Raw genomic sequence first — 17,411 nt, forward strand, 5'->3', positions numbered from 1 at the left:
CCGGAGCTTTAGTCTGTGTCAGTCATCCAGACGGAAGCGGATGACATATGTCTTGTTGACTTCCCGCACGGGCACACCATTGCGGCTTGCGGGCCGGTAACGGGCCTTGTGTACGTAATCCAGCGCGGCCTGGGCGAACGCCTGACCACCGGTAACCGACTGCACGCGGCAGTTGCTGGTCATGCCCGTTGTTTCCACATCGCACACAATGGTGACGCGGCCTTCAATATTGTCTTCCTCCATTTCTGGCGGATAGACGGGGCGCACGTTGTTCAGCGGCGAGGTGCCTGCCGTTGTATCGGGTGCCTCATTGGGTATGTCCACCGGGGGCGCGTCAGCGGTCTGGGTGGGGGGAGCCGCAGGCCGCTTGGGCGGTGTGCGGCTCACGTGCCGCATCGGGGGCTTGGGGGGCGGTGGCACCTCGATTTTTGGCGGCGGAATAAACGGCGGTGGAGGCACCGTCATAACCGGCGGAGGGGGCGGTGGCGGAGGGGGTGGCGGCGGAGGAGGAGGGGGCGGTAGAACGCGCGTCTGAATGGGTCTGGCCGGTGGGGGCGGGCTATTGCCATCACCCATCCCGTAGATCAGACCCCATATGCCCAACACATGCATAATCAGCACAAACAGGAACGCAATCACACCAACAGCAGCACTTGCCCGAAAGACGTGCTTTGCCGAACCTGGCTGCTGCTCAGGGTTACTCATTCTGGCCCTCCCTCTTCAAGCCGCCAAACGAAACATCTCTGATTCGTTTTCAGCCACGAAAAACACTCAGGAATTTTGATCTGGCCGCATGGTCCAGACCCGGTATGCCTCCTGACACACCTTTCTCCATTATGCTGATTGGGCAATCTGACACGGCAGATGTCAAGCAGGTTGTATAAGAAAAGTTTGCATATGAACTTTATGAAGTTAATTACTTTCCACAGAAGAAAAAAGGCGGGCTCCGTGCAGGGCCCGCCTTTTTTACCATCCCGCATAACGGGCCTGAGCAAACTGCCAGACTTACTGCGCGCTGGCACTTGCCTCCGAGCGGGTTGCCCCCACACGCATGGCCAGCGCTGCCGCCATAAAAACATCCAGCTCCCCATCCAGCACGGCATCGGGGTTACCTGTTTCAACACTCGTGCGCAGGTCCTTGACCATCTGGTAAGGGGCCAGAACATACGAGCGTATCTGATGCCCCCAACCAATATCGGTCTTGGCTGCCTCGGCTTCGGCTGCTGCGGCTTCACGCCGTTGCAGTTCGGCTTCGTACATCCGTGCACGTAGCATCTGCATGGCCGTGGCGCGGTTCCTGTGCTGGGAACGATCCGTCTGGCACGCAACCACAATCCCGGTAGGGATATGGGTAATACGGATGGCGGAATCCGTCTTGTTCACGTGCTGACCACCCGCGCCGGAAGCACGGAAGGTGTCCACCTTCAGGTCCGCATCATTGATCTCGATTTCAATTGAATCATCAATCACCGGGTAAACCCAGACCGATGCGAAGGACGTCTGGCGGCGGGCTGCTGCATCAAAAGGAGAAATGCGCACAAGCCGGTGCACACCCGCTTCGGTCTTCAGCCAGCCGTAGGCATTGGGGCCGGAAACCAGAATGGTCGCGGATTTAAGCCCGGCCTGTTCGCCCTCCGAGCTTTCAATCAGCGTGACCTTGTAATGATGCGCCTCTGCCCAGCGGGTGTACATGCGCAGCATCATTTCGGCCCAGTCCTGCGCCTCCGTGCCACCAGCCCCTGCGTTGACTTCCAGGTAGCAGTCATTGCTATCCGCCTCGCCGGAAAGCAGGCTTTCAATCTCACGCCGTTTGGCTTCCTCCGCCAGAGCGCGCAGGCTGGCCAGCCCTTCGGCCACCAGATCAGCGTCCCCTTCGGCTTCAGCCATCTCGATCAGTTCGGAGGTGTCGTTCACGTTGGTTTCCAACGCCTGCACACCTTCGATCTGATTGGCCAGAAGCGTGCGCTCGCGCATCATTTTCTGCGCCGCTTCGGGGTTGTTCCACAGGTCGGGGTCTTCTGCCTGGTTGTTCAGTTCCGCAAGGCGGCCTTCAGCGACATCCCAGTTAAAGATGCCTCCTCAGCAGCGCCACCGACTGCTTGATCTGCTCGTTAAGGGCTTCTGTCTCGGCGGACATCGGGCCTGTTCTCCATCTGCTCTTGGGGAATTATCGTCTAATTCCGCTCTCTGCGGCCTTCAATAAAGGCCACCCATGCCAATGTCACCCCCAGAAGGTGCGGGGGGCGGTGCGCTGCCCCCTTCAGCCGGTCTGGCCGCAACCGCGCCAGACTGGCCCGAACCATTGGCGCTGGCTGCCATATCGCTCTCCGAATCCGGCATATTTTCAGCCCCCGTATCGGCGGCACTCAACTGCTGGGTATCCACGTTGCTCAGCAGGTTGGCGCTCACACCTGGGAGCTGACCATCCTTGAACGCATCTATCGCAACACCGCGGCCTGTATCGTAACTGACCAGTGTCACCCCATCGGGGGCAGCAAAATCGAGTTTTGGCTGGTCCTTGAGGGCCGTCTTCATCACCTTGTTCCACAATGGGCCAGCGATTGCGCCCCCTGTCTCGTTCCGTCCGAGGGACTGGGGGGTGTCAAACCCGACCCACACTACTGTCACCAGTTCAGGCGTGTAGCCCGCGAACCAGGCATCATTAAAATTCTGGCTGGTGCCGGTCTTACCCGCGATGGGTGTATCTATGCCCTCACCCGCCCGTACACCCGTACCCCGCCGGATGACGTCCTGCAGCATGGTCGTGATCTGGAAAGCACTCTGCTCGGATGCAACTACGGGCCTGTCATCACGCAACGCAGGGAGGTCCTGCGGGGTCAGCACCACAACCGATGGCTGGAGAGAGGGCATGCCAGAGCCCGCATCTCCGGCATTTGCTGGCGCATCCGGGTGTATGGCATCCGCCCCATTGACGGCCCCACCACCAGACGGGGAGGGAGCCGCAACCAGAGAAAGCCCTGTTGCAGGTCGCCAGATGACATGACCATCCCGGTCCTGCACATCATCAATCAGGGTTGGGGTAATCCTGCGCCCTCCGGCGGCAAGGGCAGCGTAGGCTCCGGCCTCCTTCAGCACCGTGGTTTCCACAGCACCCAGCGCTGCGGGCAGCACATGAGGCATGCTATCCACCAGCCCGAGCTTGATGGCCGTATCCGCCACCGTGTTCATGCCCAGATGTGCGGCAAGCCGAATGGTCACAAGGTTACGCGATTCACGCAGCGCGTCATGCAGGGAAGTGGGGCCCCAGAAGTCTTTTTCGTAGTTATTGGGGTGCCATGTGCCATAGGACACGGGGGAATCGTCAAACTCCTGAGAGGGCGATATGCCCTGCTCCATGGCCTGCAGATAGACAAACGGCTTGAAGGAGGAGCCCGGCTGGCGCAGCGCCTGTGTGGCCCGGTCAAACTGCGATGCCTGGAAAGACCACCCCCCCACCAGAGCAAGAACACGCCCCGTGCGGGCGTTCATGGTCACAATCGCGCCTTCCACAACCGGTATCTGCATCAGCGCAACACCGGACTGCCCGCTCTGGGGTTCGACCATCACAATATCACCCGTGCGAAGGGGGCGGGAACGGCGGACCCATGCCATATCCTTGGACTGGATCTGTCCTGTATGGGGTTCGCCCCCCTGCGCAACATTGCGACGGACCACGCTGCCTTCCAGCCAGCCGACCTGCCCCTTGTTGCCATCCAGCACAATGGCCAGACGCCACTGGTCCAGCATGCCGGGCGGAGCGCTGACCGTACGCAGGGCACGCACCCACTCCGCCTGTGTTAACGGAACAGGGGTATTCAGATGCGTCACGGGACCATGCCAGCCACGGTGCTGGCGGTCATACGCCATAAGCCCCTGCTGCAAAATACTCTGGGCTGCACGCTGGAGAGGCAGGTCCAGACTGGTATGCACATCCAGCCCCCCCTGCATGGTGACGTCCTGACCATATTTTTCCAGCAGTTCACGCCGGACTTCCTCGGCAAACCATTCGGAGCCGGGGGCGGGACCGGGGCGGGAATAGCTGATGCTGACAAGTGGCTCCGCCTCGGCCTGCCGGGCCTCGGCCTGCGTAATGGCGCCAATATCGGCCATGCGCTCCAGCACCCAGTTACGGCGGCCACGCGCGGCATCGGGGAAGCGGGCAGGGTTATAATTGGTCGGCGACTTGGGCAGAGCCGCCAAAAACGCAACCTCCGCATTATCAAGCTGGTCCAGAGGTTTGTTAAAATATGTCTGGGCGGCGGCACCAATGCCATAGGCGCCATTGCCCAGATAAATTTCGTTCAGGTAAATTTCGAGAATTTTTTCCTTGGGCAAAACCTGCTCGATACGCATGGCCAAAAACGCTTCCTTGGCCTTGCGCTTGAACGAGACAGCATTGCTCCCCAGCAGCATAACACGCGCAACCTGCTGTGTAATGGTTGACGCGCCAATGGGTCTGCGCCCACGCCCGCGCGTCAGATCGGTCAGGCCCGCGCGGATAATGGCGGCGGGGTCCACGCCCTTATGGGTCCAGAACTTCTGGTCTTCCGCCGCGATAAACGCGCTTTTCACCCGATCGGGAATGGCGTTGGAAGGCACGAACACCCGCCGCTCGTCCGCCAGTTCGGCAACAAGCTGATCATCCGATGCGTACAGGCGGCTCATGACCGGCGGCTGATAGGAGCGCAGGCCATCCACCGTGGGCAGGTCGGCGACAATACTCTGGTATTGCGACCACACCACCACAGCCCCGCCAGCGCTGCCCACCAGCAGCACGGCCGCAGCCGTACCCAGCAGCATGCGCCACTGCCGAAAGCACGGCCTGCCTAACAAAAAGGACCGTGTGGTATCCCGGCCATGGGGGGGGGAAGAATCCGGGTCACCAGAAAGGGGAGTGCGTGTCATACCGGTCCTTTATCATTCCCATATTCTGTCGTCTCCTCGCCATCACCATTCTCTTTACAATCGTGGCGGAATTCCGACCTGTACTCCAGACCCTGACAGGCCCGGTTTTTACGCCTGACCCAGCAGTTCGCCCAATATGCGCGCTGTATAGTCCACCACAGGCACAACACGCCCGTAATTTATGCGCGTCGGACCAATAACGCCTATGGCCCCGACAATCCTGTTTGCCTCGTTTCTGGCCGGAGCCATGACAACGGACATGCCGGTGGTACCAAACAGACCGCTTTCCGCGCCAATAAAAATGCGCACACCTTCCGAACTTTCAACCAGTTCCAGCAGACGCAGCATTGTCTCCTGCGCTTCCAGCCGGTCAAACAGGGTCTGGATGGCCACAAGACGTTCCTGCCCGTCCACATCGGCCAGCAGGCGCGACTGGCCACGCACGATCAGCGTGCCGCCACTTTCCCCCCGCTCCGTGTTCCAGATCGCCAGACCACTCTCCACCACCTCGGCGGTCAGGCTGTTCAGCACCATGCGGTTTTCGCTCATTTCCGCCCCCACCCGGTGGCGCAGGTCAGGCAGGGATGCCCCCATGGCGCGCGCGTTCAGGTAATTGGCGGCCTCCACCAGTGCAGAAGGCGGAGTCCCTGCCGGGATTTCGATCACCCGGTTTTCCACATGCCCATCGGCACCCACCAGCACCACAAGGGCACGGTTGCCGCCCAGCGCCACGAACTCTATGTGCTTGATCCCGCCCTCACCCCTGGGAGCCACCACCAGCCCTGCCGCATCGGACATGCCCGCCAGCAGGGAAGATGCTTCGGTCAGCGTATCCTGCAAGGAACGCCCGCGCGCTTCCAGCGAATGGCCTATCACCTTCTGCTCATCTTCTGAAAGCGCGCCAAACTGAAGCAGCCCATCCACAAACAAGCGCAGCCCTTTTTCCGTTGGCAGGCGACCTGCCGATGTGTGCGGGGAAAACAAAAGCCCCGCTTCTGTCAGGGAGACCATGACATTGCGGATTGTTGCAGGCGAAAGCGGCTGCCCCAACCGGCGCGAAAGGGTGCGCGAGCCTACAGGCTCACCACTGGCCATATATTCTTCCACAATCTCGCGCAGGATGTTGGCGGAGCGTCCATCCAGTTCGGGAGGTAACATTGCTTGGGCAGGCAACAGGCCACGCTTCATGGCTCTCAGGCTCCTTCGGGCGGTCTGATAAGCGATTATAACGGCTTATTGCCGGTTTTACTCCTGCCAAAAGCATTTTATGTGCAGGTGCAACCCTTTGTTATTGTTTTGCAGGAGCCGCAGCATGCGTCCATCAGGCCGACAGACCGGGCAGATGCGCCCGATTATGATAGAAACCGGTGTTTCCCACCATGCAGAAGGCTCAGCCCTTATCCGCATTGGTGGCACCGAGGTTCTGTGCACCGCCAGTGTGGAAAACCGCGTTCCCCCTTTCCTGCGTGGCAAGGGAAGCGGGTGGGTGACGGCGGAATACGGCATGCTGCCCCGTGCCACCCATGCCCGCGGCAACCGCGAGGCGGCACGGGGCAAACAGTCTGGCCGCACGCAGGAAATCCAGCGCCTGATCGGTCGCTCCCTGCGTGCAGTCACGGACCTTAAAGCTCTTGGTGAACTCTGCATTACACTGGATTGCGACGTCCTGAACGCCGATGGTGGCACGCGCTGCGCCTCCATTACCGGCGCATGGGTGGCCCTCCGTCTGGCCCTTGGCAGGCTGGTAGCCAACCGTGTGCTGCAACGCATGCCACTGACCGGGCAGGTGGCTGCCGTATCCTGCGGGCTGACCAGCGCCGGTGCCGTGCTGGACCTTGACTACGAGGAAGACAGCGCCGCTCTGGCCGACACCAACTTTGTACTGAGCGCGGATAACCGTATTGTGGAAATTCAGGCTTCGGCCGAACATGCTCCCTTTAGCGAGGATGCCTTTAACTCCCTGTTCGCCCTTGCCCGCAAAGGTGCAGGCGAACTGTTTGAAGCCCAGTTGACCGCAGTCAACACAGCAGAGCAGCCCAGAACATGACCAACCCCATTCTTAAACCCGGCGACACGCTGGTGCTTGCCACCCATAACGCTGGCAAGCTGGCCGAATTTTCCGCCCTTATGGCAGAATTTGGCATTACCGTACTCTCCGCCGGGGAACTGCACCTGCCCGAACCAGAGGAAACCGCCACAACCTTTGCAGGCAATGCCGCCATCAAGGCACAGGCGGCGGCACAGGCGGCCAACCTGCCCGCACTGGCCGATGATTCAGGCCTGTGTGTCAGTGCTCTGGGGGGTGCGCCGGGTATTTACTCAGCCCGCTGGGCTGGCCCCGACAAGGACTTTAACGCCGCCATGACGCGGATTGAGGAAGGGATCGGGCAGGACGAGCGCAACGCATGGTTTGTCTGCGTACTCTGCCTTGCCTTCCCCGATGGGCGCACATTCAGCTTTGAAGGGCGGATTGACGGGCAGATTATCTGGCCCCCACGCGGCACCAACGGCCACGGATACGACCCGATTTTTGAGCCCGAAAACCAGACCAGCAGCTTTGCGGAAATGACAGACGAGCAGAAAAACGCCATCAGCCACCGCGCCCGTGCGTTTGCCGCCTTCCGCAAGGCCTGTCTGAACTAGAACGTCTTCTGTCTTTTCAGACCTGAACGGTAGAGGCGGTCATCACCGGATCGCCTGCTGCCGCCGTGGGGGAAGGGCGCGCCATCCCCTTCCCTCCGGTCCATGGTCAAGTCACACTTTACTCAGACCAGGCCTCAGAATTTAAAGCTACAGTGTGCCTTGGCACCACTCTCTACCGACTGGTTGCCATACTGCCCGATATAGGAAAGACCCACATCAATCCGGTCAGTCAGACGCATGGTAAGCCCGGTATCCAGAACCGCCGCATTCGTTGAAAGAGCAACACCGGCAATATCCATTCCGCTGCCACCCGCATGGGCAAATGTTTCCCGTAACGTGGGTGTCGTCAGCCCAAAGGCATGCCGGTAGGACAGACTCCCATAGGGGACCAGCGTCAGCTTCCTGACACGCACCTCGGATGACACACGCCCGCCAAAGGTTGAAAACGTCACCCCTGTATCTGTCGCCTTACCCGCCAGAGCCGCACTGCCGCCCCGCTCGTGATAACCGTTCGTGTGCAGGTTTACATAAGCAACATTCGCAAACGGTTCGAGCACCGTATGAGCAATATGGAACTTATAGCCCAGTTCGCCAAAACCCTGCGCCGTACCGCCAAGATAGCTGCCTGTAAGACGGTTGCCAAAGCCGGGAAGTGCTACATCCCGACTGGTACTGAGCATATCCCATGTATACGTCGCACCCAGCCGCAGGTTCAGCCCGCCCCAATGCGTGCCACCATAACCACCAATGGAAACATTGTTGCTGTGACCAGAGGAATTACGATCCCCACCCAGATCAAACATGGACCGGCCATAGCTCACCAGCCCACCCACACGCCATGTCCGTGCTACCAGAGTGTCTGCTCCCATCACAAACCCGGCTGTTGAATGCTGCATGTTTGCAGCACCATCACTCCCGGAATTATGTCCAAGACTACCGTAAGCAATACCCCACAGAACAACCTGACGGGGCTGACACCCACCCTGAGTGCGATCTGCCTTCAGACTGGCTGTATGGATCGTGCCGTTCGTCGAAGCCCCGTCACACTCCGCGCTGTTCAGACGGTCCAGCGCGGACTGCCTGACAAAAAAGCTGTCCTGAACCAGAGCCGTACGTGCAGATGCGTGAATTTCGCCGGAGAGGGAATTAAACGCCGAACGCGCGCCCTGTCCGTCAAGCTGTGCAAGCGCGGCTGACACAGGATCGGACACCGGCAGGGCGTCCATAAGTCCACCGACGGCCCTTCCATTGCGGGTATCGGCAACAGAGAGGAACGAGGTCTGGTTGCGCACAGCCATCACGTCAACAGTGTTGTCGGTATACACCAGAGAGGGAGACAGGAAGAGATACGAATTAGCAAGGTCGGTGTTCAGGCTGCCGTAACGGCCATTCACTCCGCTGGCCGCCGAAAGAATTTCGTAAGCCTGACCATATTTCAAGGCCGCTCCGTTTGTAGTGAGGGCAACCTGTCCGCCGTTCAGGGTCACGGCACCACTGATCTGCACCCTGTCACTCTTAAGCACATCCACCGAAACCCCGTTGACGGTTACGGTTGCATTCGTGCTGCCTGTTCCGCCGTTAACCCGGAGGATGCTGGCACTGCCGCTGGCATAATTGCCACCAACCGTCATCTGGTTCCCGGCACTGGTGGAGGACGTCAGATCAAGCGTGCCATTGTTGGTGAACTGTCCGCCAGCCCCGATGCCTACAGAACCGGGAGCACTGAGTGCAATCGTACCATTATTGGTCACATCACCACTAGCCTGCCAGGTATTGCCATTCGAAAGCGCCAGAGTGCTGCCGGAAGCCACCTGGATCGCACCCACACTGGCATTGCCATTGGCTGTAAAGCTGGTCGCATTTGTACTGGTGCCAACAGTGATGGCCGAAGCGGATGTGCCCGTAATACCACCATTGACGACAGATGAAGACGGACTGTCACCGGCCAGCAGATTGAGCGTTGCCGTCCCCAACGCGACCGAGCCATTGAGCACACCGTAATTGTTGACAACCGTGGTGCCGACACCCGCTGCATTATTGATCGAACCCAGCACACCCGTAATGGTGCCATAGTTGTTCAGAACACCAATGGTTCCACCAATATTGTTGACCCCACTATTGTTGACCCCATATTTGCCACCATTGATCGTGCCATAATTATTCACCGTGCCGATCTGACCCCCCTCAACATCACCAAGCGCCGAAGCGCCATTACTGAGGATACTGCCGTCCTTGCCATTTGTCAGTGTGGTAATCTGGCCTGCATTGTACACACCATTTCCGATAGTACCACTGATCGTGCCATTATTGAGAAATGTCTGAATCTGGCCACCACTCTGATTACCAACCCCTACCCCTACCCCGTTAGTACCTGTAATGGCACCACCATTATTATTGGTCAGAGCACTGATAAGACCGGAGTTATAAATGCCATAAGACGCAGCAGTAATGTTACCACTGTTATTGACTGTGCTAATGTGGCCATTGGTATCATTATAAAGGGCCGCACTAGTACCGCTCCCTACAATAGACCCGCCAATTTCATTCGTGAGCGTGGAAATTGTGCCTGCGTTGCGTATTCCCTGACCATCACTAATATCTGTAATAACACCCTTGTTGTCCAGAGTGGTAATCTGGCCGCCTGCATCATTGAGAATCCCTGACTGGGTATTTCCACCAGTAATGGTTCCGCCATTATCATTGGTCAGTAACGTGACCTTACCGATATTGTAAAAACCAGACCATCCTGAAAGCCCGGTCAGCGTACCCGTGCTACCGTTCTCAAACGAGCCCAACGTTCCAGAATTGGCAACAGCATATATACCCGTAATACTGCCATTATTAACAAATGTCTGAATCTGGCTACCGCCCAGATTGTTTACCCCTGCCGCACTGTTACTTGTAATGCTACCACCGCCATTATTGGTCAGAGCACTGATGATACCGGCATTATAAATACCAGAAGCCGCAGCAGTGATGGCACCACTGTTACTGACTGTGGTGATGTGAGCACCGGCAACATTATAGAGGGCCGCCCCAGTGCCGGTTCCCACAATAGACCCGCCACTTTCGTTTGTGAGCGTAGAAATTGTGCCTGCGTTGCGTATTCCCTGACCGTTACCGTTCTTACTCCCCGTAATAACACCCTTGTTATCCAGAGTGGTAATCTGGCCAACCGTATCATTGAGAACCCCTGACTGGGTATTTCCACCAGTAATGGTTCCGCCATTATCATTGGTCAGTAACGTGACCTTACTGATATTGTAAAAACCAGACCATCCTGAAAGCCCGGTCAGTGTACCCGTGCTACCGTTCTCAAACGAGACCAACGTCCCAGAATTGGCAACAGCATATATACCCGTAATACTGCCATTATTGACAAATGTCTGAATCTGGCTACCGCCCAGATTGTTTACCCCTGCCGCACTGTTACTTGTAATGGCGCCACCCTTATCATTGGTCAGGGACGTGACATTACCGCTATTGGAAAAACCAGACCATCCTGAAATTCCGGTCAGTGTACCCGTGCTACCGTTCTCAAACGACCCCAACGTCCCGAGGTTATTAATAGCATTAAGTCCTGTAATACTGCCATTATTAACAAATGTCTGAATATTGGCGGATGTATAATTGGCAACCCCAGTTCCACTGGTACTCTGAATGGTACCCTCATTGTCCAACTTACCGATCTGACCATTTGTATCATTATAAACGGCAGCCTGATTCGCAGTAATACTTCCGCCCTTGTCATTGGTCAGGGACGTGATCTTACCAGCGTTGAAAAAACCCTTAGACCCTGAAACTCCAGTCAACGTACCCGTGTTACCGTTTTCAAACGAACCTATCTGTCCAAGGTTGCTCATTCCGGTACTACCACTAATGGCACCATTGTTGATCACTTGGGCGATCTTGCCAGTGAAGTCATTCCACACCCCCTGTCCGGCAGTCCCTGTAAGACTTCCACCATTGGCAATAGTCAGATTGGTACTGATATTGGCGTTATTATAAAGCCCGATACTGCCACTTACTGGCGTATTGACCGTAACCTGAGGGGTGTCCTGAGTAACGCTTACCCCAGCAGAAAGAGCGGCCATTGTCCGTGTTGCAGACAGGCAGACGGCAACGAGGACACCGACTCCAGCACTCCCACTTCGCCATAATGAAAAATTTGTAAGTATTGGCTTATTCATTTCTTCACCTGTTTTTTTTATACTAGTTACACCCTCATAATCCTAATATTGCTTTTAGCAATATCATTTATAGAATAATTTTCATTTTATAACTCCCATTGATTTTATAAGGCTTTTTCTAGACACACTCTCTGCTTCAGAGCATGAAGTCTCAGACAATCTGAAGAACCGACAGACAGGTGTGAGCGCACACCCATGGACGTCCGCAGGCTTGAATGCCTTGACGTTCATAGACCACACTCACTTTGATACAGATCAACCTTCGCCCGACTTACAGGTTGACGGCCAGCAACCTGGAAAACAGGAGAATCATCACACGGGAACGGTCAGAAAAACCTTTCCGAACGTCCTCCTTCCATCAACTTAACAAGCTGACACCTTCCCTGAATAAGGTGAATTAGGAAGGAAAGGATGTTGCCAATGGCGCTTCCTGCCATCCCCAATACCTGAAAAAACACAGGTACAGACACCAAAACACTCTCTTGTTTACGTCGTCAGATACTCAACGTGCACTTTCCATGCCTTTCGTGTCATAATCATTGGCTCTCTCAACAGAGTCGGCCGTACTGACTCTGTTTTTTGGTCCAACAACTTGGGGACTACCTCAGGTCATTACCCGGAGAATGGCATGTTATTTCCCATTTGGCAACCACGATTAGCGCTTTCGGGCCTAATAACTTCCAGTTTGTAAGTTTTTGTAAAATTCCAAGATAAATTATTGCCGAAATGAAAATATATATGGGAAAGATACCTTTGAATTCAGATTTCGGCCCCGACGATAAGGAAGCCGAAGTGGCAGAGCGCGCTTTGCGGCTTCAGCAGGCAGTACAGGCAGCCGGAGGCAATACTCAGGTTGCCATTCGTGCACAAATGCCTCTAAGCACTCTCAGTCGTTATCTCTCTGGCCGTGACATGAAAGCGACTGCGCTGGTAGCTCTGGCCAACGCCTGCAACGTGAGTATTGAATGGCTGGCTGAAGGACACGGCGCACCCACCAGAGGAATGGCGTTAACTAAACCAACGAATGACGAAGTGATTCCGGACCAGAACACTTTAAATGTTCGTTATTTTGATATTGATGCCTCTGCCGGGTTTGGTCGCCTTGATTACTATCAGGAAAAACCAGTATTTATTCCTATATTCAAGGCCGCTCTGGAAATGGCCAAGTGCGTTGCAAAAGATACAATTATTATGCACGCTTCAGGGGATAGCATGTCTCCTACCATCAATAGTGGAGATGCCATGGTCATAGACACAAGAAGAACAGATCAGCTTTTTGGCGTCTATGTTTTTGTGATGCATGGTGCCGTCTTTGTAAAGCGTTTATCGGCAAGAACAGACGGTACAATTCTTGTATCAAGCAACAATAAGAACTACCCACCTGAAGAAGTACTGATGTCCTCGGTGCGCTGGGGAGAGCCAGACAGCAGTGGCACAATGTGTATCATTGGCAGAGTCGCCATGTTGATGACGACCACCCTTTAGAAGAAAGTCTAAAAGGGCACTCCCGCAGCTTCAGAGCAGGGTGACAGACACCCCCCATAAAAAATAGCGCCCTTGTGGGGCGCTATTTTTTTGCATGGCAAAAGGTTCTGCCAAACCGGAATGGCGCAAACCATTCCGGTTTTTTATGCTCAGTCTTCGGTGTTACGGCGACGGATCGCTGCACCCAGAATATCACCAAGCGACGCACCGCTGTCTGCGGAGCCGTATTCGTTGATAGCCTGCTTGTCTTCTTCCACTTCGCGGCCCTTGATGGTCAGGGCAACTTTGCGGGATGCACGGTCAACAGACACAACCTTGGCGTCCACACGTTCGCCAATGGCGAAGCGTTCGGGGCGCTGCTCGGCTTTGTCACGCGCCAGTTCCGCACGGCGGATGAAGCCGCTCAGAACGTCGTCAACCTTCACTTCAATGCCGTTGGTCTGCACAGCGGTCACGATGCAGGTTACGATCGTGCCCTTCTGGATGCTGGCCAGCGCATCGGCTGCCGGATCTTCCTGAAGCTGCTTGATGCCAAGGGAGATACGTTCTTTTTCCACGTCCACGTCCAGAACCTTGGCTTTTACAACCTGGCCCTTTTCGTAGTTCTTCATGGCTTCTTCGCCAGCTTCGTCCCAGGACAGGTCGGACATGTGCACCATGCCGTCGATATCCGCGGACAGGCCGATGAACAGGCCGAATTCCGTAATGTTGCGGATTTCGCCTTCCACGGTGGAGCCAACCTTGTGTTCTTCAGCGAACTGTTCCCAAGGATTGCGCTGAACCTGCTTCAGACCCAGAGAGATGCGGCGCTTGGAGCTGTCCACATCCAGAACCATCACGTCCACTTCCTGAGAGGTCGCAACGATTTTGCCGGGGTGGACGTTCTTTTTCGTCCAGGACATTTCGGAAACGTGCACCAGACCTTCAACACCAGGTTCCAGCTCAACGAATGCGCCGTAATCGGTAATGTTGGTCACGCGGCCCGTAAAGCGCGCACCCGGCGGGTACTTAAGCGCAACATTTTCCCATGGATCAGCTTCAAGCTGCTTCATGCCAAGGGAGATGCGCTGCGTTTCGGGGTTGAAGCGGATCACCTGCACGCGTACCGGCTGGCCGATCTGCAATGCTTCGGAGGGATGGTTGATACGCTTCCATGCGATATCGGTCACATGCAGCAGGCCGTCAACGCCACCCAGATCAACGAACGCACCGTAATCGGTGATGTTCTTGACCACGCCATCAAGGATCATGCCTTCTGTCAGGCCCTGGATCAGTTCGCTGCGCTGTTCAGCACGCGTTTCTTCCAGAACGGCACGACGGGACACAACGATGTTGCCACGTGCACGGTCCATCTTCAGAATCTGGAACGGCTGGGGCACACCCATCAGCGGGCCAACGTCACGCACGGGGCGGATGTCCACCTGGCTGCCGGGAAGGAACGCCATGGCGCCGCCCAGATCAACCGTAAAGCCACCTTTAACGCGGCCATAGATGGTGCCATTGACGCGCTGGTTGGCTTCGAAAGCTTTTTCGAGGCTGGTCCAGGCTTCTTCACGGCGTGCTTTTTCGCGGGAGAGAACAATGCTGCCGTCGCGATCTTCATAACGTTCGACGTACAGTTCGATCACATCGCCCGGCTGCACTTCAGGCTTGACGCCCGGAGGTGCAAATTCACGCAGGGAAACGCGGCCTTCGCTCTTCAGGCCGACGTCAACAATGGCGTAATCGTCGGTCAGACGAACAACGCGACCGCGAACAACGGACCCGTCAAAGCCGGAATCGCGGCCAAGGGTCTCATCAAGAAGGGCTGCAAAATCTTCGCCACGGAAGTGATCCGTGGTCTGGGTGGTGGCTGAAGCCATGTGGTACCGTAAATCCTGAGCCCGTCAGCAACATGCGTGCAGGCTGTTCCTGCGCACCGCAAACTGCGGCACGACTTGCCTGACGGAGCGGACGGGTCACAATACCCTCCCGATTGGTGAGTCAGGCCAGACTGTTATCAAGAAAAACCCACCATTGGGGCGGATTTCTGTTTGCACAGAGAACACCTGACCCCGGTTTGTCAACTTAAAGCGCCATCCATCACGCAAATGGGGGACAAAAAACGCGCTACAGCACCTTGATACCCCCTGTACGGGGCCAGTAATCAGCCTTGTGCAGCCACGAGTCGTTCCCGCGTAAACCGCAAGGCTTCGGCCAGAACGGCCTGCGCATCCAGCGCGTCAGTCTTGATCACATATGCGTCATCCGCAACCCGCATGGGTGCGGAATCCCGGCTGGTATCGGCCTTGTCCCGCGCACGCAGGGCTTCTTCCATCGCATGGAGCTGCGCTTGCGCATCGGGGGCGGCCGGGTCTCCCCCACTTTGCAAGAAGCGCCTGAGCGTGCGGGTGGCGGGAGATGCGGTAATGAACAGTTTGACATCCGCATCGGGAAAAATGGCAGTGCCAATATCCCGCCCGTCCAGCACAGCCCCCCGCCGGGCGGCAAAGCGGCGCTGGGTTTCCACCAGAGCGGCGCGCACCGCAGGCTGGGCTGCTACCTTGCTGGCCGCAAGGGCGGCATCTGGCAGACGCAGGTCCTTGCGCTGCATGTCCTCTGGCGTCAGGGCCTGGGCGAACCGTTCGGCAGGTTGTGCGGGGTCCTGCCCGGCATCAAGGGCCAGCCGCCCTACGGCACGGTAGAGCAACCCTGTATCCAGATATGGCAGGTCCAGTGCTTCGGCCAGCTTGCGGGCCAGAGTGCCCTTGCCTGCGGCCGCAGGGCCATCCACGGCAATAACGGGTCCGCCGCGCGTCATGCTGCAAACCCCGCGCCAAGGCTGTTCATGAGCTGCAAATAGCCGGGAAAGCTGGTGTCTATGAACGCGGTATCATCTATTTCCACCGGGTTCCGGGCCACCAGCCCCAGCACGGAAGCGCTCATGGCCAGCCGGTGGTCCATATGGGTCTGCACCACACCACCGCCGGGGATGGCATTGCTGGTGCCAAATACAACCAGATCATCCCCTTCGACCGCTGTTTTAACGCCATTGTTTTCCAGCAGCGCCACGGTTGCGGCCAGACGGTCGCTCTCCTTCACGCGCAGTTCCTCCACCCCGCAAAAGCGCGAGACGCCAGAAGCATACGCCGCCGCCACGGCCAGAATGGGGTATTCATCAATCATGGACGGAGCGCGGTCCGCAGGCACGGTCACACCTTTAAGGCTGGACGCACGTACATGCAGGTCGCCCACCAGTTCGCCCCCTTCGGTGCGGATATTGGTGATCTCAAGCTGTGCTCCCATTTCCTGCAAGGTCATGAACAGGCCGGTGCGCAGGGGATTCAGCCCCACCACAGAAATGGTAATATCCGCCTCCGGCACCAGCAGAGCTGCTACAATGGGAAAGGCTGCGGAGGACGGGTCCCCCGGCACCACCACATCACGCGCAACAAGGTCCGGGCGCCCCTGCAGCACAATAACCCGACCACCCTGCGGGGTTTCCTCCACCTGAACATGCGCGCCAAAATGACGGAGCATGTTTTCGGTATGGTCACGGGTCGCCACAGGTTCTTCCACCCGCGTCTGCCCCTGTGCGTTCAACCCGGCCAGCAACACGGCGGATTTGACCTGTGCAGAGGCCACGGGCAGGCAATAATCCAGCGGCCTCGGGTCTGCCAGACCATGAATGGCCATAGGCAGGCGTCCGCCCTCACGCGCCATAAAGGTGGCTCCCGTACCTGCCAGCGGGTCCATGACGCGCTTCATGGGGCGGCGGCGCAGGCTGGCGTCCCCGGTCATGACCGACACCATGCCGTGGCTGGCCAGAATACCGGACAGAAGACGGGCCGCCGTGCCGGAATTGCCCATATCCAGCACATCGTCCGGTTCACGCAGCTTGCCAATGCCCAGACCACTTACGTGCCACTCCCCCGGTGCGTGCTGCGCCACCTGTGCGCCCAGCGCGCGCATGGCTGCCGCAGTGCGCAGAACGTCCTCCCCCTCCAGAAGCCCGGTAATATGGGTTTCCCCCCGGGCAAGGGAGGCAAACATAAGAGCGCGATGGCTAATGGATTTGTCACCCGGCACGCGGATGGAACCGGAAAGAGGAGCCTGCGCGCGCGTAACCCGCAGCGGACGGGCGGAGGGGGAGGATGCGTGTGTCATGCTCTTTTCATTCCGGCGGGACGGCCTGCAAGTCAATCCGGG

11 protein-coding genes are annotated in these 17,411 nt (G+C 57.3%); 3 read left to right on the forward strand and 8 right to left on the reverse strand.

Annotated elements, in window-relative coordinates:
- Positions 1–18: 18 nt before the first annotated feature.
- The 4 genes from PY793_RS07955 to hrcA form a co-directional block, all read right to left on the reverse strand.
- A complete protein-coding gene (locus PY793_RS07955; RefSeq protein ID WP_275177574.1) occupies positions 19–705 on the reverse strand; it encodes an energy transducer TonB in 687 nt (228 codons plus the stop codon).
- 300 nt (positions 706–1,005) lie between these two features.
- A protein-coding gene (prfB, locus tag PY793_RS07960) for a peptide chain release factor 2 (protein ID WP_275177575.1) occupies positions 1,006–2,137 on the reverse strand; the annotation gives its coding sequence in 2 pieces (ribosomal slippage) (positions 1,006–2,067 and positions 2,069–2,137; 1,131 coding nt in all).
- A gap of 59 nt (positions 2,138–2,196) precedes the next feature.
- Positions 2,197–4,905, reverse strand: coding sequence for a penicillin-binding protein 1A (locus tag PY793_RS07965; protein ID WP_275177576.1), 2,709 nt, complete (start codon positions 4,903–4,905; stop codon positions 2,197–2,199).
- Positions 4,906–5,013: 108 nt separating this feature from the next.
- Positions 5,014–6,093 carry a heat-inducible transcriptional repressor HrcA gene (gene hrcA / locus PY793_RS07970; RefSeq protein ID WP_275177577.1) on the reverse strand — a complete coding sequence of 360 codons (1,080 nt, stop codon included), beginning with the start codon at positions 6,091–6,093 and terminating at the stop codon, positions 5,014–5,016.
- 124 nt (positions 6,094–6,217) lie between these two features.
- Between hrcA and rph the strand changes: the two genes are divergently transcribed.
- Complete coding sequence (gene rph, locus PY793_RS07975) at positions 6,218–6,952, forward strand: ribonuclease PH (protein ID WP_275177578.1); 735 nt, start codon at positions 6,218–6,220, stop codon at positions 6,950–6,952.
- Positions 6,949–7,548 (forward strand): RdgB/HAM1 family non-canonical purine NTP pyrophosphatase, encoded by a 600-nt coding sequence (gene rdgB / locus PY793_RS07980; RefSeq protein WP_275177579.1) that lies wholly within the window; start codon positions 6,949–6,951, stop codon positions 7,546–7,548. Before rph ends, rdgB begins: the two co-directional genes overlap by 4 nt.
- Before the next feature lie 134 nt (positions 7,549–7,682).
- Here rdgB and PY793_RS07985 read toward each other — a convergent pair whose 3' ends face one another.
- A complete protein-coding gene (locus PY793_RS07985) occupies positions 7,683–11,642 on the reverse strand; it encodes an autotransporter outer membrane beta-barrel domain-containing protein (RefSeq protein ID WP_275177580.1) in 3,960 nt (1,319 codons plus the stop codon).
- An 834-nt stretch (positions 11,643–12,476) separates the two neighbouring features.
- Here PY793_RS07985 and PY793_RS07990 point away from each other — a divergent pair.
- Positions 12,477–13,223: a LexA family transcriptional regulator gene (locus PY793_RS07990; protein WP_275177581.1), complete on the forward strand. Its 747-nt coding sequence runs from the start codon at positions 12,477–12,479 to the stop codon at positions 13,221–13,223.
- Positions 13,224–13,372: 149 nt separating this feature from the next.
- Here PY793_RS07990 and rpsA read toward each other — a convergent pair whose 3' ends face one another.
- From rpsA to aroA, 3 genes are all read right to left on the reverse strand, one after another.
- Positions 13,373–15,085 (reverse strand): 30S ribosomal protein S1, encoded by a 1,713-nt coding sequence (rpsA, locus tag PY793_RS07995; RefSeq protein ID WP_275177582.1) that lies wholly within the window; start codon positions 15,083–15,085, stop codon positions 13,373–13,375.
- Positions 15,086–15,369: 284 nt separating this feature from the next.
- Positions 15,370–16,023: a (d)CMP kinase gene (gene cmk, locus PY793_RS08000; RefSeq protein WP_275177583.1), complete on the reverse strand. Its 654-nt coding sequence runs from the start codon at positions 16,021–16,023 to the stop codon at positions 15,370–15,372.
- Positions 16,020–17,369, reverse strand: a complete 1,350-nt coding sequence (gene aroA, locus PY793_RS08005) for a 3-phosphoshikimate 1-carboxyvinyltransferase (RefSeq protein ID WP_408744687.1) — start codon at positions 17,367–17,369, stop codon at positions 16,020–16,022. Before aroA ends, cmk begins: the two co-directional genes overlap by 4 nt.
- Positions 17,370–17,411: the final 42 nt, after the last annotated feature.

This window comes from Acetobacter fabarum, from assembly GCF_029069195.1.
GTDB lineage: Bacteria > Pseudomonadota > Alphaproteobacteria > Acetobacterales > Acetobacteraceae > Acetobacter > Acetobacter fabarum_A.